This is a genomic window from Citrobacter enshiensis (genome assembly GCF_029338175.1).
GTDB classification, from domain to species: Bacteria; Pseudomonadota; Gammaproteobacteria; order Enterobacterales; family Enterobacteriaceae; genus Citrobacter_D; species Citrobacter_D enshiensis.
The window spans coordinates 4,820,958-4,847,881 of the sequence record NZ_CP119862.1; the positions used below are offsets into that span (position 1 = coordinate 4,820,958).

The window sequence follows — 26,924 nt, forward strand, 5'->3', positions numbered from 1 at the left end:
GGGTACAGAAGTTTACCGTCAGTAATTCACCTGAGTAGGGCCGTCGCCTGTTGCACGATCATTGCGTTCTGGCATGGTGGATTGCGTTTGCGGTTCAACCTTATGCGTCGGAGGCGGTGCATTTTTGTCCTCTGGCGGAAAATAGAGCGGGCCTTTAAGACCACAGCCCGTCAGGCTGAACAGAGTAAGAAGTACAGCGAGTGCCTGAAACACGTTTTTCATTGTGGATTGCCTGTAAGTTCATGCTTTCTGTTTTCTATCATCGCAGGAGAAGACGTAAAAGCAAGAGTTTGCCTGCAAACTGCAACGTGTTTTGTTTCGCGTTATACTGCGAACATCACGAAAAATGGGATAAAAAAATGAACGACAGTGAATTTCATCGCCTTGCAGATACTCTGTGGATGACCATTGAAGAGCGTCTGGACGACTGGGACGGCGACAGCGATATCGACTGCGAAATTAACGGTGGTGTGTTGACCATTACCTTTGAAAACGGCAGTAAAATTATTATCAATCGCCAGGAGCCGTTGCATCAGGTGTGGCTGGCGACCAAACAGGGCGGCTACCATTTTGATCTGAAAGGCGACGAATGGATCTGCGACCGCAGCGGTGAAACCTTCTGGGCGCTGCTTGAGCAAGCGGCAACGCAACAAGCGGGTGAAGAGGTTAGCTTCCGTTAAGTTTTTTGCCGAATTATCCGGCCTGCGGCCCGGGTCGTTGTAGGCCGGATAAGCGTCAGCGCCATCCGGCACAACCATCAAGAGAAATACTGCTGTAACAGCGGGGTGTCGTTGTCCTGACTGGCCGGAGGTACCGTACCAATCGACTGCGTGCGGAATGGGATCACCTGCGTACGACCCTCGGTATTCACGATCTGGTAGAACTGAGGCAGGTTAAAGTTGATAAAACTGGAGCCATAAGTAAAGCGGTCGTGGGAAGATGAATAGAAGCGGCTAACGTCGCGCACCAGCTCCTCTTTGCTCCCTTCGCAGTGATGATACACTTCCGCCCGGTTACTTTCGTCCAGAATGTAGATATTAAAGCCTTTATCATCGCCCGTTTCTTCAAAGAAGAACTGAATAATGCCTTCACTGGCGAAACCATCCACCACTGACGGTAACTTCACATGGTTTGTCTCAACCTGCACAGAAAGCCCATGCAGCTTGTTATGTGAAATAGCGCCATAGAACTCGATGGCGTTTTCCAGCTTCTGTACTGAAACGTTCAGACGTTCAAAGAACAGTCCCCAGGTCTGGCCTGCAACGCGTAGCGCTTTGAAGCGCCCCGTTTCCTGCCGCGTGCTGGAAAGACGCAGTTCAATACACTCAGAAACCAGTTGCTGTACGCGGGTACGAATCAGCCCACGCAAATGCTGGCTGTAGCAGAACACTTCCACGCTGTCCGGCGGAGCGGCATCCTGGTGCATTTTGCCCAGAATCGTTTTCAGCGCTTCAATCATCGCCTGTTCGCCGTTGAAATGCAGAGTACGCACTTCGTTCCATGAGTTGCGATACAGCAGGTCAACGCTGCCCACCAGGCAATTTTGTTCTTCGCCAAAGCTGAAGACATCCAGCTTGCGGAAGTCAAAATGCACCACCTGATTACGGAACGCCGCCGTCGGGTCATATTCAAGGTTGACGATAATCGCCAGGTGGCGAATTTCACACGGACTGTAGAGCGCTTTTGGCGTTGGCGCTGGCAAACGCAGAGGGAAATGGTGCGACACGTCCGCCACCATCTCCTGCAGCTTCGGCAAATCAACAATGCCGTTGCCTTTAATAAACAGATGCGTACGTGAGGTCAGCAGGCCATTAAACCACGCCCAGGCCACCAGCTTGTTCAGGTAACGGTTATATTCCAACGGCTGATGGCTGATGATGGAATCCATGTTCGGCGCGCGGTTGTAGAGATACCAGCCTGAACGGTTGGCACGACCCGGCGGCACATGGATAAACGTCAGATTCGGCTCGGAGAGATCCGGCGAAATCTGCGGGTTCACCAGCGTCACTTTACCCGGCAACGCCTCAAATGCGGCATACAGTTTACGGGTCAATACCCCGATATCCTGTGGACTGGCACTAACGCTGAGGTTGTTACGGCGCGCAAAGCGGATCAGGTTACGATAGCTCTGCATCATGGCATCGAGCAGTTCGTTGTGCGCTTCGCGGACTTGATCGATCTTCCAGTTAGCGCGGTTGTCGAGCATGGCCAGACGCGCTTCGTCCCATCCCCACTCTTTGACTAACTGACTTAATACTTCACGGCGCCAGCCAACACAGGCGCGTTCACGACTCAGTTTCTCGCAAACTTTCAGGTAGAAACATCGACGCACCAGATCCAGGCGCGTTGGGTCTTCAATCGCCGTGAGATATTCGGTAACACGTTCCAGCATCATGCAGTAGGGATCAAGACCAAAGGAAACGATCTCGCCATCGTGCAGACGCTGTTTGATGTCTTTCGCCAACAGGCGCGGATCCGGGTATTCCCAGGAATACGCTTCCAGCAGCAGCGTTTTCAGCACCGCTTTGTACGGTGAATCAATGCTTTTGTAGAGCTGCCAAAGGCTGGCACCAAAGTACTCTTCCGCTGAAAGTGAGCTCAGTCCGCCCAGATCCAGCCATTCGTTTGGCGTCAACACCCCCTGTGCGTAGAGCGTCATCACGTAATCGTCGTAATGCTCTTCTTCGTCGCACGGCACCATATTCCACAGAATACGTTTACCGGCCAGACGCACGGCGGTGCGATAAAATTCGTCGAGCAGCAGGATATGCTGCGTGGAGCCACAGTCTTCACCACCCAGACTGCCGCTTTCATTGTGGCGGAAACGGTTTTCGTCGATCAGAAAGAAGCTGACTTCAACGCCCAGCGAGGCGGCCCAGCTTTCCAGAAGGCTGCATTTGCGTTGCAGTAACTGGCGCTCTTCGCTATCGAGCCAGGATTGGTGGCAGACCCAGATGTCGAGGTCAGAAGAGCAGCTTTGCCCTACTGAAGACGTACTGCCCATCGAGTAAACGCCGGTAATCGGCAATTCACCTTGCGGGGGATTCTGCACAGACATGCCACGGTGCAGTTCCAGTTCATTCAGATAGTGACGTTGAGTTTCATCAGGCGAGTAGAAACAGATGCCTCTGGGAACGTTACCATCCAGGTAACCCGGCATCAGCGGATGGTGATAATGCAATAATGTCGGCAGCAGACTGTATACCTGCTGAAAAGCAGGTCCCATGGCAGCAAGCGCGCGGTCCACACGCAGTTGATTTATGGCATCCAGTCTCTGTTTCAAAGTCTCAATATAGAGGTACAAGACGTATCGCCTGATGTTGCTACCCGTCATGTTTCTGTTTGCCGCCACCGTTACGTGGTTTCGCAAACGTCATCATTCGGGATATACCGTATGTCAAAAATAGCCGTTACCTTTTTTCGCCCTCCTTATTTTGAGGTACAGACGAAAAAATGGTCTAAAACGTGATCAATTTAACACCTTGCTCATTGACCGTAAAGAAAGTTGCACTACTTACCAGTGTAGCACCGTTCGCTTCGTGTAAATTCCGTAATACGGCAAGGCGCTTTCTCGTCACGCTTCACGGCCATTGACGACACAACACCTTCTCTCTCACTCACCTTTGACCGTAACACTGACATCCCACTTGTAAGGATGTTAGGATGGTCCACGGACGATAATGACGGTAACAAGCATGTTAGACAATGTTTTAAGAATTGCCACACGCCAAAGCCCCCTTGCGCTCTGGCAGGCACATTTTGTCAAAGACGCCTTGCTGGCGAATCATCCTGGACTGGTTGTTGAACTGGTGCCAATGGTGACGCGTGGCGACGTAATTCTTGACACCCCTTTGGCGAAAGTGGGCGGAAAAGGCTTGTTCGTCAAAGAGCTGGAAGTCGCGCTTCTGGAAAAACGCGCGGATATCGCGGTGCATTCCATGAAAGATGTACCGGTTGAATTCCCGCAAGGCCTTGGACTGGTCACCATTTGCGAACGCGAAGACCCGCGCGATGCGTTTGTTTCAAATACGTATCATCATCTGGATGAACTGCCGGCAGGCAGCATCGTAGGCACCTCCAGTCTGCGTCGCCAGTGCCAGTTGGCCGAACGACGTCCGGATCTCATTATCCGCTCGCTGCGCGGCAATGTCGGAACGCGCCTCAGCAAACTGGATAACGGTGACTATGACGCCATTATTCTGGCCGTTGCCGGGTTAAAACGCCTGGGTCTGGAGTCACGTATTCGCGCCGCCATGCCGCCAGAAATTTCGCTTCCCGCGGTTGGGCAAGGCGCGGTTGGCATTGAGTGTCGACTTGATGATACCCGTACCCAGGAACTGCTGGCACCGCTAAATCATGATGAAACCGCCGTGCGTGTCAAAGCGGAGCGCGCCATGAACACCCGCCTGGAAGGTGGCTGTCAGGTGCCTATTGGCAGCTATGCTGAAATCATCGACGGTGAAATCTGGCTACGTGCGTTAGTCGGAGCCCCTGATGGTTCACAGATGATTCGCGGCGAACGACGCGGCTCGCCTCAGGATGCCGAACAGATGGGCATCTCCCTGGCGGAAGAACTGCTGGAGAATGGCGCCCGCGCCATTCTGACTGAGATTTATAACGGAGAAGCCCCCGCATGAGTATTCTGGTCACCCGCCCGTCTCCCTCAGGGGAAGAGTTAGTGAGCCGTCTGCGCACACTGGGGCAGGTGGCCTGGAGCTTTCCGCTCATTGAGTTCACGCCAGGTCGTGAGCTCAATACACTTGCCGATCGCCTGGCCACGCTGACTCAGAACGATCTCGTCTTCGCCCTTTCCCAACATGCTGTCGCTTTCGCTCATGCTCAACTTCAGCAGCAAAGGCAAAACTGGCCAACGCTCCCACAGTATTTTGCTATTGGCCGCACCACGGCGCTGGCGCTCCATACGGTGAGCGGGTGCGATATTCGTTATCCTCTGGATCGGGAAATTAGCGAAGTCTTGCTACAATTACCTGAATTACAAAATATTGCAGGTAAGCAGGCGCTTATTTTACGTGGCAACGGTGGACGTGAACTGTTAGGAGACACCCTAATGGAACGCGGGGCTGATGTCACTTTTTGTGAATGTTATCAACGCAGTGCAAAACATTACGACGGTGCAGAAGAGGCCATGCGCTGGCACTCTCGTGGTGTCACAACGGTGGTTGTCACCAGCGGAGAGATGTTGCAACAGCTCTGGTCAATGACACCACAATGGTATCGGGAACACTGGTTACTACGCTGTCGGCTGCTGGTCGTCAGCGAGCGTCTGGCGCACCTCGCCCGGGAACTGGGCTGGCAAGATATTAAGGTCGCTGATAACGCCGACAACGATGCGCTACTGCGCGCATTACAATAACTCTCATAATGGGATGCCATAATGACGGAACAAGAAAAATCCTCCGCCGCGGTTGAAGAGACCAGGGAGGCCGTGGAAACCACATCACAGCCAGTCAACGCTGAGAAAAAGAGCAAAAACAGCACCGCGCTGATCCTGAGCGCAGTAGCCATCGCCATTGCCCTTGCGGCAGGTGTTGGACTTTATGGCTGGGGGAAACAGCAGGCGACGACGCAGACAGCCACCAGCGATGCGTTGGCTAACCAACTGACAGCGTTGCAAAAAGCGCAGGAAGCCCAAAAAACAGAACTCGAAGGCATTATTAAAAAACAGGCAACGCAGCTGGATGAGGCGACCCGTCAGCAGACGTCACTGGCGAAACAACTCGCCGACGTACAGCAGAAAGTCGCCACCATCTCTGGAAGCGATGCCAAAACCTGGCTGCTGGCACAGGCTGATTTTCTGGTGAAACTCGCCGGCCGTAAGCTGTGGAGCGATCAGGATGTCACCACCGCCGCAGCGCTGTTAAAGAGCGCGGACGCCAGCCTTGCAGATATGAACGATCCGAGCCTCATCACCGCTCGCCGGGCCATTACCGATGATATCGCCAGCCTGTCATCTGTCTCGCAGGTGGACTACGACGGTATTATCCTCAAGGTCAACCAACTCTCTAACCAGATCGATAATCTGCGTCTGGCTGACAACGACAACGATGATTCACCGATGGATTCCGACAGCAGCGAGCTTTCGAGCTCCATCAGCGAATGGCGCATTAACCTGCAAAAAAGCTGGCAGAACTTTATGGACAGCTTCATCACCATTCGTCGTCGCGATGAGACTGCCGTGCCGCTGCTGGCGCCAAATCAGGATGTTTACCTGCGTGAAAATATCCGTTCACGCTTGTTAGTCGCGGCGCAAGCCGTTCCGCGCCACCAGGAAGAAACCTACCGCCAGGCGCTGGATAACGTTTCCACCTGGGTTCGCGCGTACTACGACACCGAAGATGCGACGACCAAAGCGTTCCTTGATGACGTGGACAAACTGAGCCAGCAGAGCATCACCATGGATGTGCCGGAAACGCTGAAAAGCCAGGAAATTCTTGAGAAGCTGATGCAGACTCGCGTACGTAATTTGTTGGCGCAATCAACAACTTCTGCACCTGCACCTGCACCTGCACCTGCACCTGCACCTGCACCTGCACCTGCACCTGCACCGCAAGCTGACACTCCGTCCGCTGCGCCGCAAGGAGAATAATGATGCTAAAAGTATTATTGCTCTTTGTATTGTTGATCGCAGGTATCGTGGTGGGCCCGATGCTCGCGGGTCATCAGGGATATGTGCTGATCCAGACCGACAATTACAACATTGAAACCAGCGTTACTGGGTTGGTGATTATCCTGATCGTCATGATGGTGGTTCTGTTTGCGATCGAATGGCTGCTACGCCGCATTTTCCGCACCGGCGCACACACGCGCGGCTGGTTTGTGGGTCGTAAACGCCGCCGTGCGCGCAAGCAAACAGAGCAGGCGCTGCTCAAACTGGCAGAAGGTGATTATCAGCAGGTTGAAAAGCTGATGTCGAAAAATGCCGATCATGCTGAACAGCCGGTAGTGAACTACCTTCTGGCCGCCGAAGCGGCGCAGCAGCGTGGCGATGAAGCGCGTGCGAATCAACATCTCGAACGCGCTGCCGAGATAGCAGGTAACGACACTATCCCGGTGGAAATCGCCCGCGTACGTCTGCAACTGGCGCGTCATGAGGACCACGCGGCGCGCCATGGCGTAGACAAGCTGCTGGAAGTGACGCCACGCCATCCGGAAGTATTACGTCTGGCAGAGCAAGCCTATATCCGTACCGGCGCATGGGGATCGTTGCTGGAGACTATCCCGTCGATGGCAAAAGCCAACGTCGGTGATGAAGAACACCGCGCTATGCTGGAACAGCAGGCGTGGATTGGTCTGATGGATCAGGCGCGCGCCGATCAGGGCAGTGAAGGGTTACGCGCCTGGTGGAAAAACCAAAGCCGTAAAACCCGCCATCAGGTTGCCCTGCAGGTTGCCATGGCAGAACATCTGATCGAGTGTGACGATCACGACACCGCGCAGCAGATCATCATCGATGGCCTGAAACGCCAGTATGACGATCGTCTGATATTGCCGATCCCACGTCTGAAAACCAACAATCCGGAGCTGGTGGAAAAAGTACTCCGTCAACAGATTAAAAATGTTGGCGATCGTCCGCTACTGTGGAGCACGTTGGGTCAGTCGTTGATGAAACATGGTGAGTGGCAAGAGGCTGCCCTTGCCTTCCGCGCTGCGCTCAAGCAACGTCCGGATGCCTATGACTACGCCTGGCTTGCCGATGTGCTGGACAGACTCCATCAGCCGGAAGACGCTGCAGCTATGCGTCGCGATGGCCTGATGCTGACGTTGCAGAATAATCCCCCGCAATAACGCCCTCATGCCCGGTGGCACGCAGCTTACCGGGCCTGCCACTCTACGGTAACACCCATAAAAAAACGCCCACTCCATCAGGAGCAGGCGTTAAACAGGTCTGTATGACAACATAAATGGGTGCTTCACTCAACGTTATGCCCATGGTGTTTGATGAGGCGAAAGCGACATCTGTCTGTGGACGATAAGCACCGTAAACGGCTCTGCATCATTCCTGAGTTTATGAGGCACTAAGGCGAGCATAAGAGATGGAATGAGCATCTACCCGTATATTATTGCACAATGCGTGCCATGATTGAACTGCAAAAAGCAGGGATTCAGACGATTCGGGGAACCGCGCCCAGAGCGGGTCTGCGACGGTTGACTTCCATCCCCTTCTTCACCGCAAGGTGCCGTTTGTCTCTGTATAACGACAACTCTCTGCGAATATAAAGAAACACTGTAAAAACATAAAATTACTTGTCGCCAGACAGCGACAATCTCACGCAATGACGTCGCCAGGTGGTGACATATCGTATGTGGATGAATTCGGGGATAAAACAAAAGAAGGGAACAGCAGAAAACAAAAAACCCCGCCGAAGCGGGGTTCAAAATTGGTCGGCGAGAGAGGATTCGAACCTCCGACCCACTGGTCCCAAACCAGTTGCGCTACCAAGCTGCGCTACTCGCCGATGTACTGCTTTTTTGAATTTTTAGTTCAATTCTTTAAGTCGTGGTGCGAGGGGGGGGACTTGAACCCCCACGTCCGTAAGAACACTAACACCTGAAGCTAGCGCGTCTACCAATTCCGCCACCTTCGCATTGTCACAACTTATCAAATAATGGGGTGGCTAATGGGATTCGAACCCACGACAACTGGAATCACAATCCAGGGCTCTACCAACTGAGCTATAGCCACCACTGCAAATCTTTTACGCGGTCTTTAAAACCACCGCAGCTCTAGCACCGGGTAAATGGTGCGCCCGACAGGATTCGAACCTGAGACCTCTGCCTCCGGAGGGCAGCGCTCTATCCAGCTGAGCTACGGGCGCTTAGCGCCGTTGCGGGGTCGGATAATACGGACTTCCCCCCCCGCTGTCTAGTGTCTTTTTAAAGAAAATTATCGTTTGCTCATGGTTTGTGCGTTTTGTCGCTTATTTCTCCACTTTCTGAATATCAACACCCCTATTCAGGCCAAAAACCTTGTAGACGAGGGTAATGACAAGCAGAAAGAGAATGCCGACAAACAGCGACATACGCGTATCATCATTAAAGTACATGCCAATTAAAACGCAAACCAGGAACGCCATCGTCAAATAATTCGCCCAGGGGAACATAATCGAGCGGAAAGGATGGCTAACGATCGCCTCTTTATGTGCCTGACGGAAGCGCAGCTGGCTAATCAGGATCACAAACCACGGCACCATGCCCGGTAAGACGCTCGCACTGTAGACATAGACAAAGACACGCTGAGGATTTGGGATGATGTAGTTGAGGCAAGAGCCAATCAGCAAAATCACGATAGAGAGCGCCACACCGGCAACCGGCACGCCGTGACGAGTCACTTTGGCCATCGCTGCCGGAAGCTGGCGGTTTTTCGCCAGCGCGTACAGCATACGCCCACAGCTATACATCCCGCTGTTACAACCGGAAAGCGCCGCCGTCAGCACCACAAAGTTAATAATGCCCGCCGCTGCGGTAATGCCGATTTTGGCAAAGGTCAGAACAAATGGGCTACCGCTGCTGCCAATTTCGTTCCACGGGAAGATGGTCACAATAACGAAAATCGCGCCCACGTAGAAAATCAGGATACGCCACAACACTTTGCCCACCGCGCTACGCAGCGTCACCTGCGGGTTTTTCGCTTCACCGGCGGTAATGCCGATCAGCTCAACGCCCTGGTAGGACGCCACCACAATGCACAATGCCGTGAGAAAGCCTTTCCAGCCACCGGCAAAGAAACCGCCGTGCTCCGTCAGGTTGCCAAAACCAATGGCCTGACCGCCGTTACCAAAGCCGAAGAAAATCACCCCCAGACCGACCACTATCATCACAATAATGGTGGTGACTTTGATCATCGCAAACCAGAACTCAATTTCGCCATACAGACGAACGGCGGCGAGATTCGCGAGCGCGACCAGCCCTACGGCGATCAATGCGGGTATCCATTGCGCCATTTCTGGAAACCAGAATTGCACATAGACCCCAATGGCGGTTATTTCCGAGATCCCCACCGCCATCCACATAAACCAGTATGACCATGCCGTGAGATACCCAAAGAAAGGACTCATGTAGCGGTGAGCGTAGACGGCAAATGAACCGGCAACGGGCTCAAGGAACAGCATCTCGCCCATTGAACGCATAATGAAAAAAACAAAAAGCCCGGCGACAATATACGCCAGCAGGACTGACGGTCCGGCCCATTTCAGCGTACTGGCTGCGCCCATAAACAAGCCGACGCCAATAGTGCCCCCGAGAGCAATCAATTCGATATGACGAGCTTCCAGCCCACGCTGTAGCTCCGGTTTCTTCTCTGCCATAAATCCTCTTGTCGTGTTTGCCTTTTTCCCGGTATGACCGGTTATTGTTATGAATACATCTTTTGCCATAACAGACCATGCGGCGCCGGGCGGTTAACGGCTGGCGCAAAAAACACCACGGCACTGCAATGATGGGGGCGAATAATTTCTTAAATTTTCCAAAATGGCAAACGAAGCATTAAAAAAATGAATGCGCTGAGCAATAAAGCAGCAATTATTGTGCGGCAGGGTAGCGCATTACGCAGCGTGCACTACCCGAAGGTTCAAGAGGGAAATTTAGAGGTCGCCGGTATAGTGCCAGCGGAGGTAACGCAGTAAACGTAACTGTCGGGTAATACGGCTCGGCTGTGATAATAAGCGGTACAGCCATTCCAGCCCCAGTTTTTGCCATACTTTTGGCGCGCGCTTAACGTGCCCGGTAAAAACGTCATACGTGCCGCCCACCCCCATGTATAAGGCATGTGGATGAATAAGACGACAATCACGCATCAGGATTTCCTGTTTTGGCGACCCCATCGCAACCGTCACAATCTTCGCGCCACTGGCGTGAATACGCTCAAACAGCGCCTGACGGTCTTCAGGCTTAAAATATCCATCCTGGCTGCCGACGATATTAACATTCCATTGCGCGCGTAATTTTGCTTGTGTTTGCGCCAGCACCTCCGGCTTGCCGCCAACCAGAAAAACAGGCGTGCCTTCCTCACCTGCCCGCGCCATCAACGCTTCCCAGAGATCGGCACCGGCAACACGCGAGATACGAGCCTGGGGGAATTTTTTGCGCACCGAGCGCACAACGCTAATACCGTCCGCGTATTTAAACTCAGCGGCGTTAATCAACGCCCGGACGTCGGGGTTATCTTCCGCCGTCAGCATCTTCTCAGCGTTAATCGCCACCAGCGTTCCCTGCCTGATCTGGCCTTCTGCAAACAGGTAATTGAGCGCGTGCTGCATATCACGCCATCCAATCAACTGTAATCCACGCAGCGCGTAGACGGGTGCAGTCGTGTTATCTGTCATCTTTACCCTTCAACCTGTGTCTGCGGCAGCGAGGATTTTCGTTTTTGAATGAGCCCGGCAGAGTCAAAAAGCCAGAACAACAGTTTCGCCACCAACAGACAAACACCAAAAATCACGAGGAAAAAAACCACCCGTGAGACAAACGAATCCAGACCTTCTCGCGCCAGGACAATCATATTGAAGATGGCGCCAAAGCAAAAACTGTGCAGAATCGCCGTCTTATAACGATTGGTCTCCCGATTCCCCAGTTCATACAGCCAGTCGAACCACTTGATAATCAAGCCAACCACAATAGCCCCGAGCGGAATAAACAACGCCCCTCCCATCACCACCAGCGAACCGATAAGGGTTGGTGAGATGGCCAGGCCCGAATGGTTGTTGAGCACTTCCCAGGTAAAATAATTCGCGGAGTTGAGCACAATACCAGGCCGTCCAGGCCAGAGCCAGGAAGGGATAAAGACGTAAAAATCACGGACGATCGGCGCCAGCCCCTGAAATTCGATATTGCTATAGTTCTGCAATAACAGCGCCAGGTTCTCCCACGGGGAGAAGGTGTCCCGGGTCAGATACAGGAAAGTGTAGAACGCTTCATCACCGCTGACGTTCATCCCGTAGCGCTTCAGCGCCAGCCAGAACATGCCGACGATCCCCAGCACACCCGCCGCCGCCAGCATCCACAGCGAAATCCAGCCGCGAATAATGCCAATGAACAGGAAGATGGCAAATGCGATGATGATATTCGCGCGCGTGCCGCCGACAATCATGTAGGTAAGCAAACCGAACGCGACGGTGCTGACCAAAAAGAACAGCCACGCTTTGCTGTCCTGGCGTAAAAAATAAATCACCAGCATCGCCGGAATAAAGAAGTAGAAGAAGCGTTTCAATGCCACGCCGGAGACTTCGCTGGAGAATATCTGACTGTATGAATTGAGCTTGAACAGCAGAAATCCGTTGTGCATGAAGAAGATCCCCACGCTCACCAACGCAATCCCCATCAACAATACCCAGGTAAGATGCGTCTCTACCCGGTTCATGGTAAACAGCAGCTTACGCGGTGTATCGGAAACCCGCTTACGTAAACGGGTCTTATACGTCACGTAATATACGGCGTAGAAACAAGTTGCAGATAACAGTGCCTGCAGCAGAATTTCCGGTGGCGCAACACCAACGTCAAAACGAAAAACCAGAACGCTGGTCAGCGGGAATCCAAAAAAGAACGTCAGCAGAAACAACAAGGTGAAAAACACATTAAAGTTAAAACGGACGCGACGGAATTCAAACCAGGCCAGCGTGCCGATAAACAGGGTGGAGAGCAGCCAGACCACCAGCAGACCGCTGAATTGCATCAAACTCATACAACGTCTCCTGCAGCAATCTGTAACGCTTTATGCCAGGGCTGCAGATAGTTCGGGCTAAAGAAGGTAATCCCGCCCTTATCGACAGACGCCAGCTGACGCTGCGCTTCACGGATGACGGGTTCATTGAGAAGATCGGTCGTGAACAGTACCGGGAGATGCTGCTCCGCCATATCCTGCCAGAACGGGTTGTCGCGGTTAAGTACGCACGGTATTCCGGCCTGAATCAGAAGGCACAGCGTGCCAATCCCCTGCTGGCGCGCAAAAATAAAATACCCCAAATCACACTGACGAAGCAGCGCAAGATACGCATCAAACGCCAGCTTTTCGCTGAGGATCTGTAGATTTTCAGCGCTAAACAGCACCAGTCCCGCCTGACGAACCTCTTCGATATAGGTCTCGTTATTCGCCGGATACCCCATTGGCACGATCACATTCACCGTATCGCCAAACTGCTGGTGTACAGCGCGTAACGCAGCAATATGTTCGTTGCTACGATCGCCGGAATTCCCCACCAGAATCGTCATTTTCCCTTCACGCTGGCGTCCATTTGCCATGTTATTCAGCGAAGGATCCATTCGCGTCGGGAAATAGAGCAATTCTCCACGCACACGCGGATGACGCTGGGCGAAATAGCTGAGGTCGCCGCGTGTGGCAAACACACAGCCCACACGGCCTTGCGCCATACGGCGAATCGGGTAAAACAGTTTGAATTTCAGCCCACGGGAGACTTCATACAGATCCGCCCCCCAAATGTGCCAGTAAAACTGTTCCGGCTTAATTCCGCCGCTCAACAGCGCCAGCCACAGGCTGGTATTGAACTGACCGTGGAAGAAGAAGCGCTGTTGGCGATTGGCTTTCGCAAGGGCTATCACCGCATCCGCCAGTGTTTTTTTACCGGTATAGAAACTCAGTGAGAGCGCCGGGCAGCTTTCACTGTATCCCGCATCCTGGCCTGCAACCATAAAGACGCGCGCATGCTCGCTCGTGGCGGCCAGCGCATCATTGAAAAACCGCAATACGGTTTGATTATGGTGAGGGATATCCGATCCCAGTACGTGAATCAGTACAGTCATACCCGCCTACGCCAGAGTAAAAATACGCCACAACAAAGAGAAAAATAGACGATATAGGTTGCCATATACGCCTGCGCGGCTCCCAGCGCGCCATGCGCGGGGATCAGCCAGTGGGCAAATGCCGTCAGCAAAATGAACTGGCTGATTTCAGCCAGAATATAAAACCGCAGCGATGCTTTGGCGATCACCAGATAGCCAAAAACATATGCGCCGACTTTCAATACATCGCCGACCAGCTGCCAGGCGAATAAATCGCGCATCGCCGTGAATTTGGCAGAAAACAGCAGCCAGATGGCAACATCGCGCAGCAACCAAACGGTAAAACTCGCTGCCGCGACTGCCGGTAAAACAAACCTGAGTGACTTCACGACTTCCCGCGTAATATCGCGCTTCTCCGTCAGACGCGACAATGTCGGCAGTAGATAAACGCTAAACGAGGCGGTAATAAATTGCAGATACGCGTCGGAGATACTGCTGACACCTTGCCAGATCCCAACGTCATCCCAGCTATAGTGCGCCGCCAGCAGATTTCGCATCATCACGTACGCCACCGGGATCGTGATGGAGGTGATCAGGGCCATCAGCGTAAATTTACTTAACTGTCTGGCAAGGACGCTATTCCAGGAGGGCTTAAGATAGCGCAGAGGGAGTGTTCCACGCTTAAGCAGCAGCACCGCAGCAGGCACCACGACCAGCGCGGGCACCAACGCCATCCCCAGCAATGCGCCTTCGTAGCCGCCGACGCGGTAGCAGAGGTACCAGGCGACCACACCCAACACGCTCCCCACGATCAGAGACAGTGCATTACCCGCCGCGTCACGAAAGCCTTTCATCAGCGCCAACAGCAGATTTGCCCAGGCAATCCCCATTTGCACCAGTGCGACCAGACGCACCAACCCCTGATAGTGAGTATGGCCAAATAGTCCCTGGCTGATGGGGGCCGCTGCCAGCAAAAAGATCAACGCCAGCAGGGTCGAGAACCCTAAAACCATCGCCGAGGAGGTGCCGACCACATTGCGCAATTGCGCCGGATTGTCGTGATGCTGGGCAACGTATTTAGTGACGCCGTTAAAGATGCCAGCGCCAGCCAAAACGCCCAGCACGGTCACCATCTGGCGAAAGTTACCCGCCTGGCCGACGCCTGCGGGACCAAACGCTACAGCCAGCAGTTTCACCACCAGTAGCCCCGCGCCAATTTTTACCAGCGTGCTGGCGGCCGTCCACAGGGACGCTTTTGCGAGCGACATTTCAGGAGAAGTAGTTGAGCAAGGTCGTGATCACCGTGCGCTGATTGGCGGGTGACAGATTGTAAAACAGCGGCAGGCGCAATAAACGCTCGCTCTCTTTGGTGGTGTAGCGATCTTCGCCGATAAACTCACCAAATTTGTCGCCCGCCGGGCAGGCATGCAGAGGAATATAGTGGAAGACCGCCATAATTTCGGCTTCTTTCATGAAGTTAATCAGTGCGCTACGATCATCAATATCCCGCAATTTGATGTAGAACATATGGGCGTTTTGCGCACAATCATCAGGAATTGAAGGTAAGGTAATGCGTCCGGCGCGCGCCAGCGGAGCGAGGGCGTCATAATAGGTCTGCCACAGGGTCAGACGCTGTTGATTGATACGATCTGCCGCTTCCAGCTGCGCCCACAGATACGCTGCCTGAAGATCGGACATCAGATAGCTGGAACCAATATCCCGCCAGGTGTACTTATCCACCTGACCACGGAAGAACTGGCTACGGTTGGTGCCTTTTTCGCGGATAATTTCCGCGCGTTCGATCAACGATCGGTCATTAATCAGCGTCGCGCCGCCTTCACCACCGGCAGTATAGTTTTTGGTTTCATGGAAGCTGAAACAGCCAATATGTCCAATAGTGCCTAACGCGCGACCTTTATAGGTGGACATGACGCCCTGCGCGGCATCTTCGACCACAAACAGGTTGTACTTTGCCGCCAGCGCCATGATGACATCCATCTCACAAGCAACGCCTGCGTAATGTACCGGAACAATGGCTCGCGTTTTCTCAGAAATGGCGGCTTCGATGAGCGTTTCATCGATGTTCATGGTATCCGGGCGGATATCGACAAAGACGATTTTAGCCCCGCGCAATACGAAAGCATTCGCTGTCGACACAAAGGTGTAGCTCGGCATGATGACTTCATCGCCAGGCTGAATGTCCAGCAGCAGTGCCGCCATCTCAAGCGAGGCGGTGCAGGACGGCGTCAGCAGCACTTTTGCGCTGCCGAAGCGTTGCTCCAGCCACTGCTGACAGCGGCGTGTAAAGCCGCCGTCTCCGCAAAGTTTGCCGCTGCCCATGGCCGATTGCATGTATTCGAGTTCGGTTCCCACCACCGGCGGTGCGTTAAATGGAATCATTTTGTCACCTGTATAACCAGTACGTGGTGCTTTCTATGTTGGCACCACTCTGTATGTAACGTTTAAGCGCGGCGGTGTTGCCCATCTGGGTCGCCACCCGCAATGTTGTCTTTCCGCGAGATTGCGCCCAGCTGAGCGCAGCCTGCATTAATTCAGCTCCCGCTCCGCGCCCGGCCAATAAGCCAATTCGCGCATCGGCGTCATTCAGCTCACGCAGCGAAACATAACCGCGAATCTCGCCCCCCGTCCCCCGGAGAACCATACACTGGTGGTCAAACGTGCCCAGCACGGCGTTCTCGATCCATTGTGCATAGAAGCGGCCGCTGGCATCCGGCGCATACCACGGCGCGCGAAAGCGACTTTGCGAGAACGCTTCGCTGGCCAACTGGCGTAACGCCGGAATATCGCCTCGTTGCGCCACTTCCGCATTGCCGCCATCGCTGACGTTTGCGACCGACAGCGCGAAATCGACTTCACCCTCGACCAGCGAGAACCCCAGCGCTTGTAAGGCATCCAGCTCATCCGCACGCGCCGCTGAAATTTTCGCCTGAATCCGCGCCCAGGGCTGTAATGCCTCCGGCGTCAAAAGCGGCGCGTCGGGGCTGATACGCACAATGGCGCTGTTCACGCCAAAGAACGCATTTTCCCAGTTCAGCGGTTCAATACTGGCGCGGACGAGCACGAAGCAACTCCAGTAAATATTGACCGTAACCTGTTTTCGCCAGCGAACTGGCGGCACGCTTCACGCCTTCGTCATCCAGCCAGCCGTTACGCCAGGCGATCTCTTCCAGGCAGGCTATCTTAAAGCCCTGCCGTTTCTCCACCGTCTGCACAAAAGTGCTCGCTTCAATCAGGCTGTCGTGCGTTCCAGTATCCAGCCAGGCAAAACCACGCCCCAGCAGCTCAACCGTCAGATTGCCCGCCTCCAGATACATCTGGTTGATGGAGGTAATCTCCAGTTCGCCGCGTTCTGAAGGTTTTACCTGTTTCGCATACTCAACCACCTTGTGGTCGTAGAAATAAAGCCCGGTTACCGCCCAGTTGGATTTCGGCTGTTTCGGTTTCTCTTCCAGCGAGACAGCGCGGAAATTGTCGTCAAACTCCACCACACCAAAACGCTCAGGATCCATCACCTGGTAGCCAAATACCGTCGCCCCTTCCGTGCGCGCGGCAACGTGGCGCAGCTTCGGACTAAACCCCTGACCAAAAAAGATATTATCACCAAGGACCAGGCAGGAAGGTTCACCGTTCAGAAAGGTTTCACCGATGATAAACGCCTGCGCCAGGCCGTCTGGGCTGGGTTGTTCGGCATACTGCAATACAATGCCAAACGCCGAACCATCGCCCAGCAAGCGCTGGAAATACCCTTTGTCTTCCGGCGTGGTGATGATCAGGATTTCGCGGATCCCCGCCAGCATCAGTACCGAGAGCGGGTAGTAGATCATCGGTTTGTCGTAGATCGGCAATAGCTGTTTTGACACGCCGCGCGTAATCGGATGCAACCGGGTGCCTGAACCGCCTGCCAGAATGATACCTTTCATGTATGCCTCCCCCGCAATTTAGCCCTTCAGACCTAAACGTTCACCCTGATAACTGCCGTCCTGCACCTGTTTCCACCAGGTTTCATTAGCCAGATACCACTGCACAGTCTTACGCATCCCGCTTTCAAACGTTTCCTGCGGCATCCAGCCAAGTTCGCGGGCAATTTTCGACGCATCAATGGCATAGCGCAGGTCGTGCCCCGGGCGGTCGGCGACAAAGGCGATCAGATCGCGATAGTGCGCCACGCCGTGGGGTTTGTTCGGTGCCAACTCTTCCAGCAACGCGCAAATAGTTTCCACCACGTCGAGATTCTTACGCTCGTTGTGACCACCAATATTATAGGTTTCACCCACTTTCCCGGTGGTCACCACGCAATAAAGCGCACGAGCGTGATCTTCCACAAAAAGCCAGTCGCGGATTTGCTGTCCATTGCCATACACCGGCAGCGGTTTTCCCGCCAGCGCGTTGAGGATCACCAGCGGGATCAGTTTTTCCGGGAAGTGGTAAGGACCGTAGTTATTGGAACAGTTGGTAATCAGCGTTGGCAGGCCATAGGTACGCAGCCAGGCGCGTACCAGATGGTCGCTGCTGGCTTTCGAGGCAGAATAGGGGCTGCTCGGCGCATACGGGGTGGTTTCGGTGAAGAAATCATCCGCGGAGTGCAGATCGCCGTAGACTTCATCAGTGGAGATATGATGGAAGCGAAACGCTGATTTTTTCTCATCGGTCAGCACGTTCCAGTAAGCTCTTGCCGCTTCCAACAGCGTATAAGTCCCAACGATGTTGGTTTCAATAAACGCCGCCGGCCCATCAATGGAGCGGTCTACGTGGCTTTCAGCCGCCAGATGCATAACGTAATCCGGCTGATACTGTTGGAACACTTTTTCAAGAGAAGCCCGATCACAAATATCTACTTTTTCAAACGCAAAGCGGTCATTTTGAGCCACGGGAGCCAGCGACATGAGGTTTCCTGCGTAGGTGAGTTTATCGACTACCACCACCGCATCAGACGTATTGCTGATAATATGTCGCACGACAGCAGAGCCGATAAATCCGGCGCCACCGGTGACCAGGATCCGTTTCATTAACGCCAGACTCCTTTGGTATCCACCACGTATTGCTGGTGAACCGCATCACCTTTAATCGCTTTAAAGTCGTTGTGATCAACCAACATCACCAGCACATCGGCGTCGGCCAGCGCGCTTTCCAGCGTGGCTAAAGTACAATGACCATCCAGTTTTTTCGGCAACTGGTGAATGTTCGGCTCCACCACCAGCGTTTCACCCGCGTGCCACTGGGCAATGTTCAACGCAATTCCCATCGCCGGGCTTTCGCGCAGGTCATCAATGTTGGGTTTAAATGCCAGACCAAAGCAGGCAATTTTCACTTCGCTGGCGCGTTTATTCGTTGCGGCCAGGCAATCCGCCACTGCCGCTTTTACCTGATCGACCACCCAATGTGGTTTACCGTCGTTCACTTCGCGGGCGGTACGGATAAGACGCGCCTGCTGTGGATTCTGCGCCACGATAAACCACGGATCGACGGCAATGCAGTGCCCGCCGACGCCAGGACCAGGCTGGAGAATATTCACGCGCGGATGGCGGTTCGCCAGACGAATCAGTTCCCAGACGTTGATCTCCTGAGCGGCGCAAATGAGCGACAGTTCGTTTGCGAATGCAATGTTGACATCACGAAAACTGTTTTCGGTCAGCTTACACATCTCTGCCGTGCGGGAGTTTGTTACCACACATTCGCCTTCAAGGAAGATGTTGTAGAGTTCGCTGGCGCGCGCTGAGCAAACGGGCGTCATACCGCCAATCACGCGGTCATTCTTGATCAGCTCCACCATCACCTGACCCGGCAACACGCGCTCCGGACAGTACGCAATATTCACCTCTGCCTGCTCGCCCGCCTGCTGCGGGAACGTCAGATCAGGGCGCATTTCCGCCAGCCACTCAGCCATCTGCTCCGTCGCCCCGACCGGAGAGGTCGACTCGAGGATCACCAGCGCGCCTTTCTTCAGTACCGGCGCAATAGACTTAGCCGCAGCCTCGACATACACCATATCGGGGTCATGATCGCCTTTGAAGGGTGTCGGTACCGCTATCAGATAGGCATCGGCTTCAACAGGCGTCGTTGTGGCACGCAGATATCCCCCTTCAACCGCCGTTTTCACGACGCTGCCCAGGTCCGGTTCAACGATATGGATCTCACCGCGATTGATGGTGTCCACCGCATGCGGGTTAACATCCACGCCAATGACATGCTTTTGGCGGGAAGCAAAGGCGGCTGCCGTTGGCAGTCCAATGTATCCCAGCCCAACAACAGAAATGGTCGTAAAACTCATAGCGATACCCGATTATTTTTTAACGCGTGCAAAATCCGGCCACATGCCTGACCGTCACCATAAGGATTATGGGCGCGGCTCATGGTTTGATATTCATTTTCGTCGTGCAGTAAGCGTGTGACCTCTTCCACAATACGCTGCTGATCGGTACCAACCAAACGCACCGTACCTGCAGTAATGGCTTCAGGTCGTTCCGTTGTTTCACGCATTACCAGCACAGGCTTACCTAAGGATGGTGCTTCTTCCTGAATACCGCCTGAGTCTGTCAGGATCAACCAGGCGTGGTTCATCAGCCAAACGAACGGCAAATAGTCCTGCGGTTCAATCAGAACCACATTTTCAACGTGACCGAGAATGCGGTTGACCGGTTCGCTGACATTCGGATTCAGGTGCACCGGATAGACAATCTGCACATCCTGATTAGCGGCCGCAATCTCTGCCAACGCATGACAGATGTGCTCAAAACCCTTGCCAAAACTTTCGCGACGATGGCCTGTTACCAGGATCATTTTTTTATTGTTGTTGAGGAAAGGGTACTGCTGCGCCAGTTCTGCCCGTAAGGTATCGCTCGCCAGAACACGGTCACGAACCCAAATCAGCGCGTCAATGACGGTATTACCGGTAACGAAAATGCGATTATCAGGAATATTTTCGCGCAGCAAATTCTGGCGAGAGTTTTCGGTCGGCGCAAAATGATACATCGCCAGGTGTCCGGTCAACGTGCGGTTGGCTTCTTCTGGCCAGGGGGAGTACAAATCGCCGGTACGCAATCCGGCCTCTACATGCCCGACCGGAATACGTTGGTAAAAGGCGGCAAGACTGGTGGCAATCGTCGTTGTCGTATCGCCATGAACCAGCACCACATCTGGCTTGAAGTCAGCAAGGATAGGCTTTAATCCTTCCAGGATCCGACAGGTTATTTCCGTTAGCCCCTGACCCGGTTGCATTATATTGAGATCGTAGTCAGGTTCGATGGAAAAGAGGTTTAACACTTGATCGAGCATCTCCCGATGCTGCGCAGTGACGCACACTTTGGCCTCAAAATAAGGGTCTTTTGCCAGCGCATGAACCAGAGGCGCCATTTTAATCGCCTCCGGTCGCGTGCCAAATACAGTCAGTACTTTCACATCGATTCTCTTCGGATTGGCAGTGAGGGCCCAGCCCCTCACTGCAACGGTATTGCTAAATCGTGCGGCGACGGGTTAGTGCGACACCAGCACCGATCAGCCCTCCCACAATGCCCCACATAATCATCAGGAAGGCACGGCGTGGGCTATCACGTTTTACCGGTTCTTCCGGCGTACGCAAATAACGATAGGTCTGAAAACGCGGATCCAGTGTTGGACCTACATTCAGTGTGTTCAACATTGCCCGGTTTTGGAAGTAATCCAGATCGAACGCGGGACCGACGGCCTGCAGGTTTTCGAGTCGAGCCTGCAACATCGGACGTCCAAGCAAAAATAGCTCAGAATCGGGCAATTCATCGGCAGGAATATCGGTAGAAGTGCGAGAAATATTATGTTGCTCTGCGATTTTAAGCGCTTGTTCTATGCTGTGAACGCGACGAGAGAAAATGGCTTTGGCGACCTCTTCCTGGCGTTTCACCTGCGCTTTCATTTGGACCGTACGCGCCGCCCATGCCCCTTTTAATTCTTCGTTGAGGTGACTTGCCGCCCGCTGACTGGCAAATGAGACATACTGTCGCAGCAGATTATTGGCATCGGGAGCCGTTTCTGCCACCAGCTTCACACTGTCATTGGTATTGCGGACAACATCGCCAGGTGTAAACAGTATGTTGTTGATCATCTCATCAAGCATTGCCGCATCGGCCTTGCTGTTTCCGACCATGCGCTGCTTGTAATAATCAGTCTGTAACCAGAAATCGCGACGCGTATCCCACGAGGCCAACTGCATCACGAACTCTTTATACGCTTCATCCATGACTGAAGGTTGATCGGGGGGCGCGCCGCTCGCCTTTACGTCCAGGTTTCGTAAGAACTGTTGCTGAGAATAATACCCTCCCAGCATATTAACGGTTGGACGGTCTGAGATAGCAGTTGTGCTCCACTCCTGGCGAGCAAAAAAAGTGTAGGCTAGCGCAACCAGCGCAAATACCAGCGCCACTCCTACAATCCATAGTTTTCCAGCCCATAAGGTACGAAACAACCCACGAATATCCAGCTCATTTTCAGCGTTCACAGCGTGTGCCCCCGGTAATGGTTGTATCATCGCATCCTCAATTTACTTGGTTAAGTTTGGCTTGTTATCACGGTTCCTACGGAGTCTGCGCTTCACACGCTTGATAAATCTTGCCACCTTCCAGGCACGTTTAATACAGTAACCGTAAAGGAAGAATGCTAGCAAAAAGAGCACCAACATGACCCATTCGGGGACAAAACGAGAATATTCTGCCGCAACGCCGATTGATGCCAGAATCGCCGCAGCCAGCGTAATAAGCACAAAAGCCTGTCGGGAAGTAAACCCTGCTCGCATGATCAAATGATGAATGTGTTGGCGATCGGGAGAGAAAGGGCTCATCCCTTTGCGTAAGCGGCGGTACATGATCGCCACCATGTCCATCAATGGAATGGCAATAATCCATAGCGCCGTGACCGGGCTTATCGGGTGTGTCTTACCCTGTGTCGTTTCCAGCAGAACCCAAATGATGGTGAAACCAATCAGCGTACTGCCCGCATCGCCCATAAAGACTTTGTAGCGACGTCCCAGAATCCCCAGGTTCAGCATAATGTAAGGCAGGATGGCGGCAATCATCGCAAAGCACCAAATTGCCAGGCTCGTCTGTCCGTCAAACCACAGGATAAGCCCCATTGCCGCGAACGAGACGCTGGAAAGCCCGCCGAGCAATCCGTCAATACCGTCAACCATGTTAAAGGCATTAATGGCAGCCCACACGGCAAACAGCGTGAGAAAATAACCGAAAGGACCGAGAACCATCTCCCAGGGTCCAAAAATGTACCCAAGACTGCGTAAATAGAGTTGACCAACGACCATCATGACGATGCCGATAGCGGCCTGAACTATTGCACGAATCCTGACGCTAATATCAAAGCGATCATCAAGTGCCCCCACAAGAACCAGAACCCCAGCACAGAAAAGATAAAGCGATGCATGCGGGATGTAGTAATCTGAGAAGCAGAACATGAAGCTGATTCCTGTAAAGACAGAAATCCCACCAACCAAAGGAACAACACCCTGGTGTCGCTTGCGGAAGTTCGGTTTATCCACCAATCCAATTTTTATCGCAACTTTTCGCGCAAGAAATATAAAAATAGTGGTGAATAAAAAAATACTGATCAACTCAGATAAAGCAGTGAGTAAGTTCACAGTGATGTGCTCTCAGCATATATAATTTCCTTAAAGTATAATGCCTTGCTATGGATCTCTGGAAGAACTCATTGAGACATTATATTGTCGCCACCCTAGTTTAACCTAAGCGCAGCCGCCTCTCATTCAGATTATGACATGAATTAGCCAACCAAGACTTGAACTTAAGTAAATTGCAAAGAAAAACGCCACGTTTTTACGTGGCGTTTTCGGGTAAAAACTGACTTACGAACGTTTCATCATGTCGAAGAAGTCGTCGTTGGTTTTGGTCATCGCCAGTTTGTTGATGAGGAATTCCATCGCATCGATTTCGCCCATTGGGTGAATGATTTTGCGCAGGATCCACATCTTCTGCAGCTCTTCCTGAGTGGTAAGCAGCTCTTCTTTACGGGTACCGGAACGGTTGTAGTCGATAGCCGGGAAGACGCGTTTTTCAGCGATCTTACGAGAAAGGTGCAGTTCCATGTTACCTGTACCTTTAAACTCTTCGTAGATGACTTCGTCCATTTTGGAGCCGGTATCAATCAGCGCCGTGGCGATGATAGTCAGGCTACCGCCCTCTTCCACGTTACGTGCGGCACCGAAGAAGCGTTTCGGACGGTGCAGGGCGTTAGCGTCCACACCACCAGTCAGTACTTTACCGGAAGCTGGCACCACGGTGTTGTAAGCACGCGCCAGACGGGTGATGGAGTCAAGCAGAATGATAACGTCTTTCTTGTGCTCAACCAGGCGTTTCGCCTTCTCGATCACCATTTCCGCAACCTGAACGTGGCGAGATGCCGGCTCGTCAAAGGTGGAAGCAACCACTTCACCTTTCACCAGACGCTGCATCTCGGTCACTTCTTCCGGACGTTCGTCAATCAGCAGAACCATCAGTACGCAGTCCGGGTGATTGTACGCGATGCTCTGCGCGATGTTCTGCAGCAGCATCGTTTTACCGGCTTTCGGCGGCGCCACAATCAGACCACGCTGACCACGACCAATTGGTGAAGCCAGATCCAGTACGCGAGCGGTCAAATCTTCTGTTGAACCGTTACCACGTTCCATACGCAGACGAGAGTTTGCGTGCAGCGGGGTTAAGTTCTCAAACAGGATTTTATTACGGGCGTTCTCCGGTTTGTCATAGTTAACTTCGTTAACTTTCAACAGCGCAAAGTAGCGTTCGCCTTCTTTCGGCGGACGAATCTTACCAGAAATGGTATCACCAGTGCGGAGGTTGAAACGGCGGATTTGGCTGGGGGAAACGTAGATGTCATCAGGACCGGCGAGGTAGGAGCTGTCTGCAGAGCGGAGGAAACCAAATCCATCCTGCAATATCTCCAGCACACCGTCACCAAAGATATCTTCGCCACTCTTTGCGTGCTGCTTCAGGATGGCAAAAATAATGTCCTGCTTGCGCATACGAGCCAGGTTTTCCAGCCCCATATTTTCGCCGAGAGTGATCAGCTCAGAAACCGGCGTATTCTTTAATTCGGTAAGATTCATAATGGTGTGAGTTCTTAAACTTGGGGTAAATCTCGAACTTAATGTTGTGAATGGTATGGCAGGATCATCCATGCCTGTTTACGGCCATCAACTCATGTCTGTTCGCTGTCTGGTCACAGGAAAGTACACAGAACTGAAACGACAAGACGGATTGAGTGACAAGCCAGAAATCTGTCCACTTCTCGCGTGAGATAAAACGGGAAGTATTGGATAAAACTAGATTCAAACTTAATAAGGTATGTTTAATACGAAGTCAACACTAACTTAGCATGACTCAAGCCGGGCGTCCAGTCATCCGCATAATTTTGGATGCCGGTCGCCCGAACCTGATATTTCCTTACGCCAGGTTGGCGTCGAGGAACTCTTTCAGCTGACCTTTGGACAGAGCGCCCACTTTGGTTGCAGCCACTTCACCGTTCTTGAACAGCAGCAGGGTCGGGATGCCACGAATACCATACTTCGGCGCAGTGCCTGGGTTCTGGTCGATGTTCAGTTTAGCAACCGTCAATTTGCCCTGATATTCGTCAGCGATTTCATCCAGAATCGGGGCGATCATTTTGCACGGTCCGCACCACTCTGCCCAGAAATCAACGAGGATCGCCCCGTCCGCTTTGAGTACATCCGTGTCAAAACTGTCGTCAGTCAGGTGAATAATTTTATCGCTCATATATAACTCCACAGGAATAAGCCTGGCGTGTTGGTGTAGCATTAACCAACTAAAGGTTGACTTTATTTCACCGGATACGCTTTCGTAAAGCAATAGTAAGCTGATATTCTACCACACTATGAGCAAAACACATTTAACAGAACAGAAGTTTTCCGACTTCGCCCTGCACCCTAAGGTGATAGAAGCCCTTGAAAATAAAGGGTTTCATAACTGCACGCCCATTCAGGCACTGGCCCTCCCGCTAACGCTGGCAGGTCGTGATGTTGCAGGGCAGGCGCAAACCGGTACCGGGAAAACGATGGCGTTTCTGACGTCAACGTTTCATTATCTTCTCTCTCATCCCACGATTGCCGATCGCAAGGTGAACCAGCCGCGCGCGCTAATTATGGCGCCGACGCGCGAATTAGCCGTGCAGATCCACGCTGATGCGGAGCCGCTGGCTCAAACAACTGGCCTGAAGTTAGGTCTGGCTTACGGCGGCGACGGTTACGACAAACAGCTTAAAGTGCTGGAAAGCGGCGTCGATATTCTGATCGGCACCACCGGTCGTCTGATCGACTACGCGAAACAGAATCATATCAACCTTGGCGCCATTCAGGTCGTCGTGCTCGATGAAGCCGATCGCATGTACGATCTGGGCTTTATTAAAGATATCCGTTGGCTGTTCCGCCGCATGCCGCCAGCCGCTCAGCGCCTGAACATGCTGTTCTCCGCCACCCTGTCTTACCGCGTACGCGAACTGGCGTTCGAGCAGATGAACAACGCCGAATACGTTGAAGTTGAGCCGGAACAAAAAACGGGTCACCGCATTAAAGAAGAGCTTTTCTACCCTTCTAATGAAGAAAAGATGCGTTTACTGCAAACGCTGATCGAAGAAGAGTGGCCAGATCGCGCCATTGTTTTCGCGAATACCAAACATCGTTGCGAAGATATCTGGGGCAGCCTTGCCGCTGATGGCCATCGCGTGGGTCTGTTGACCGGCGACGTGGCGCAGAAAAAACGTCTGCGCATTCTCGAGGAATTTACCCGTGGTGACCTCGATATTCTGGTGGCGACCGATGTTGCGGCGCGCGGTCTGCACATTCCTGCGGTGACGCACGTCTTTAACTACGATCTGCCGGATGACTGTGAAGATTACGTCCACCGTATCGGTCGTACGGGTCGTGCAGGCGCAAGCGGTCATTCCATCAGTCTGGCCTGCGAAGAGTACGCGTTGAATCTGCCAGCCATTGAGACCTACATTGGTCACTCTATTCCGGTGAGCAAATACAATCCGGACGCGCTGATGACCGATTTGCCTAAGCCATTGCGTCTGACGCGTTCACGCCCTGGCAATGGGCCACGCCGTACTGGCGCGCCTCGTAACCGTCGTCGTTCAGGTTAAGA

General features: G+C 53.0%; 24 protein-coding genes and 4 tRNA genes. 6 read left to right on the top strand and 22 right to left on the bottom strand.

Translation table 11 applies throughout. The annotated features are described in order from the left end of the window. Positions 1–18: 18 nt before the first annotated feature. Positions 19–222, bottom strand: coding sequence for an LPS translocon maturation chaperone LptM (lptM, locus tag P2W74_RS22930; protein ID WP_192613966.1), 204 nt, complete (start codon positions 220–222; stop codon positions 19–21). A gap of 137 nt (positions 223–359) precedes the next feature. On the opposite strand from lptM, the gene cyaY reads away from it, so the two are divergent. Then, the gene (cyaY, locus tag P2W74_RS22935; protein ID WP_276293369.1) at positions 360–680 is read left to right on the top strand and encodes an iron donor protein CyaY; all 321 of its coding nucleotides are present in this window, start codon (positions 360–362) and stop codon (positions 678–680) included. Positions 681–757: 77 nt separating this feature from the next. Here the strand turns inward: cyaY and cyaA are convergent, their stop codons facing one another. Further along, entirely contained in the window at positions 758–3,304 is a 2,547-nt protein-coding gene (gene cyaA, locus P2W74_RS22940) for a class I adenylate cyclase (RefSeq protein ID WP_276293370.1), read from the bottom strand. Between the two features lie 391 nt (positions 3,305–3,695). On the opposite strand from cyaA, the gene hemC reads away from it, so the two are divergent. The 4 genes from hemC to hemY are packed head-to-tail and all read left to right on the top strand — an operon-like array spanning position 3,696 to position 7,806. Beyond that, complete coding sequence (gene hemC, locus P2W74_RS22945; RefSeq protein WP_276293371.1) at positions 3,696–4,637, top strand: hydroxymethylbilane synthase; 942 nt, start codon at positions 3,696–3,698, stop codon at positions 4,635–4,637. After that, positions 4,634–5,374 (top strand): uroporphyrinogen-III synthase, encoded by a 741-nt coding sequence (gene hemD / locus P2W74_RS22950; RefSeq protein WP_276293372.1) that lies wholly within the window; start codon positions 4,634–4,636, stop codon positions 5,372–5,374. The genes hemC and hemD overlap by 4 nt, the downstream gene beginning before the upstream one ends. A 21-nt stretch (positions 5,375–5,395) precedes the next feature. Next, entirely contained in the window at positions 5,396–6,607 is a 1,212-nt protein-coding gene (gene hemX, locus P2W74_RS22955; RefSeq protein ID WP_276293373.1) for a uroporphyrinogen-III C-methyltransferase, read from the top strand. 2 nt (positions 6,608–6,609) lie between these two features. After that, the gene (gene hemY, locus P2W74_RS22960) at positions 6,610–7,806 is read left to right on the top strand and encodes a protoheme IX biogenesis protein HemY (RefSeq protein ID WP_276295263.1); all 1,197 of its coding nucleotides are present in this window, start codon (positions 6,610–6,612) and stop codon (positions 7,804–7,806) included. A gap of 594 nt (positions 7,807–8,400) precedes the next feature. Here the strand turns inward: hemY and P2W74_RS22965 are convergent. The 20 genes from P2W74_RS22965 to trxA form a co-directional block, all read right to left on the bottom strand. Then, positions 8,401–8,477: transfer RNA gene (locus P2W74_RS22965), tRNA-Pro, on the bottom strand. A gap of 42 nt (positions 8,478–8,519) precedes the next feature. After that, a tRNA-Leu gene (locus P2W74_RS22970) sits at positions 8,520–8,606 on the bottom strand. A 22-nt stretch (positions 8,607–8,628) separates the two neighbouring features. Continuing rightward, positions 8,629–8,704: transfer RNA gene (locus tag P2W74_RS22975), tRNA-His, on the bottom strand. 56 nt (positions 8,705–8,760) lie between these two features. Further along, positions 8,761–8,837 (bottom strand) — tRNA-Arg (locus P2W74_RS22980). A 102-nt stretch (positions 8,838–8,939) separates the two neighbouring features. After that, on the bottom strand, positions 8,940–10,325 hold the full coding sequence (gene thrP / locus P2W74_RS22985; protein ID WP_276293374.1) for a bifunctional threonine/serine APC transporter ThrP: 1,386 nt from the start codon (positions 10,323–10,325) through the stop codon (positions 8,940–8,942). A 276-nt stretch (positions 10,326–10,601) separates the two neighbouring features. After that, positions 10,602–11,342, bottom strand: coding sequence for a lipopolysaccharide N-acetylmannosaminouronosyltransferase (wecG, locus tag P2W74_RS22990; protein WP_276293375.1), 741 nt, complete (start codon positions 11,340–11,342; stop codon positions 10,602–10,604). A gap of 2 nt (positions 11,343–11,344) precedes the next feature. Further along, on the bottom strand, positions 11,345–12,697 hold the full coding sequence (gene wzyE, locus P2W74_RS22995) for an ECA oligosaccharide polymerase (protein WP_276293376.1): 1,353 nt from the start codon (positions 12,695–12,697) through the stop codon (positions 11,345–11,347). Beyond that, complete coding sequence (locus P2W74_RS23000) at positions 12,694–13,773, bottom strand: TDP-N-acetylfucosamine:lipid II N-acetylfucosaminyltransferase (protein ID WP_276293377.1); 1,080 nt, start codon at positions 13,771–13,773, stop codon at positions 12,694–12,696. Before P2W74_RS23000 ends, wzyE begins: the two co-directional genes overlap by 4 nt. Continuing rightward, entirely contained in the window at positions 13,770–15,020 is a 1,251-nt protein-coding gene (gene wzxE, locus P2W74_RS23005) for a lipid III flippase WzxE (RefSeq protein ID WP_276293378.1), read from the bottom strand. Before wzxE ends, P2W74_RS23000 begins: the two co-directional genes overlap by 4 nt. Position 15,021: 1 nt before the next feature. After that, positions 15,022–16,152, bottom strand: coding sequence for a dTDP-4-amino-4,6-dideoxygalactose transaminase (gene rffA / locus P2W74_RS23010; protein WP_276293379.1), 1,131 nt, complete (start codon positions 16,150–16,152; stop codon positions 15,022–15,024). 4 nt (positions 16,153–16,156) lie between these two features. Beyond that, the gene (gene rffC / locus P2W74_RS23015; protein ID WP_276293380.1) at positions 16,157–16,834 is read right to left on the bottom strand and encodes a dTDP-4-amino-4,6-dideoxy-D-galactose acyltransferase; all 678 of its coding nucleotides are present in this window, start codon (positions 16,832–16,834) and stop codon (positions 16,157–16,159) included. Next, the gene (gene rfbA, locus P2W74_RS23020; RefSeq protein ID WP_276293381.1) at positions 16,812–17,693 is read right to left on the bottom strand and encodes a glucose-1-phosphate thymidylyltransferase RfbA; all 882 of its coding nucleotides are present in this window, start codon (positions 17,691–17,693) and stop codon (positions 16,812–16,814) included. Before rfbA ends, rffC begins: the two co-directional genes overlap by 23 nt. A gap of 18 nt (positions 17,694–17,711) precedes the next feature. Further along, positions 17,712–18,779 (bottom strand): dTDP-glucose 4,6-dehydratase, encoded by a 1,068-nt coding sequence (gene rffG / locus P2W74_RS23025; RefSeq protein ID WP_276293382.1) that lies wholly within the window; start codon positions 18,777–18,779, stop codon positions 17,712–17,714. Continuing rightward, a complete protein-coding gene (gene wecC / locus P2W74_RS23030) occupies positions 18,779–20,041 on the bottom strand; it encodes a UDP-N-acetyl-D-mannosamine dehydrogenase (RefSeq protein ID WP_276293383.1) in 1,263 nt (420 codons plus the stop codon). The genes rffG and wecC overlap by 1 nt, the downstream gene beginning before the upstream one ends. Continuing rightward, on the bottom strand, positions 20,038–21,168 hold the full coding sequence (gene wecB, locus P2W74_RS23035) for a non-hydrolyzing UDP-N-acetylglucosamine 2-epimerase (RefSeq protein WP_276293384.1): 1,131 nt from the start codon (positions 21,166–21,168) through the stop codon (positions 20,038–20,040). The genes wecC and wecB overlap by 4 nt, the downstream gene beginning before the upstream one ends. A 55-nt stretch (positions 21,169–21,223) precedes the next feature. Beyond that, a complete protein-coding gene (gene wzzE, locus P2W74_RS23040; protein WP_276293385.1) occupies positions 21,224–22,270 on the bottom strand; it encodes an ECA polysaccharide chain length modulation protein in 1,047 nt (348 codons plus the stop codon). Positions 22,271–22,282: 12 nt separating this feature from the next. Next, a complete protein-coding gene (wecA, locus tag P2W74_RS23045) occupies positions 22,283–23,386 on the bottom strand; it encodes a UDP-N-acetylglucosamine--undecaprenyl-phosphate N-acetylglucosaminephosphotransferase (protein ID WP_276293386.1) in 1,104 nt (367 codons plus the stop codon). A gap of 225 nt (positions 23,387–23,611) precedes the next feature. Next, positions 23,612–24,871, bottom strand: a complete 1,260-nt coding sequence (gene rho / locus P2W74_RS23050) for a transcription termination factor Rho (RefSeq protein WP_002437993.1) — start codon at positions 24,869–24,871, stop codon at positions 23,612–23,614. A gap of 87 nt (positions 24,872–24,958) precedes the next feature. Continuing rightward, positions 24,959–25,078 (bottom strand): rho operon leader peptide, encoded by a 120-nt coding sequence (locus tag P2W74_RS23055; RefSeq protein ID WP_276295264.1) that lies wholly within the window; start codon positions 25,076–25,078, stop codon positions 24,959–24,961. A gap of 130 nt (positions 25,079–25,208) precedes the next feature. Beyond that, positions 25,209–25,538 carry a thioredoxin TrxA gene (trxA, locus tag P2W74_RS23060; RefSeq protein ID WP_001280776.1) on the bottom strand — a complete coding sequence of 110 codons (330 nt, stop codon included), beginning with the start codon at positions 25,536–25,538 and terminating at the stop codon, positions 25,209–25,211. A gap of 118 nt (positions 25,539–25,656) precedes the next feature. On the opposite strand from trxA, the gene rhlB reads away from it, so the two are divergent. Further along, positions 25,657–26,922 (top strand): ATP-dependent RNA helicase RhlB, encoded by a 1,266-nt coding sequence (rhlB, locus tag P2W74_RS23065; protein WP_276293387.1) that lies wholly within the window; start codon positions 25,657–25,659, stop codon positions 26,920–26,922. The last annotated feature ends 2 nt before the right edge of the window (positions 26,923–26,924 follow it).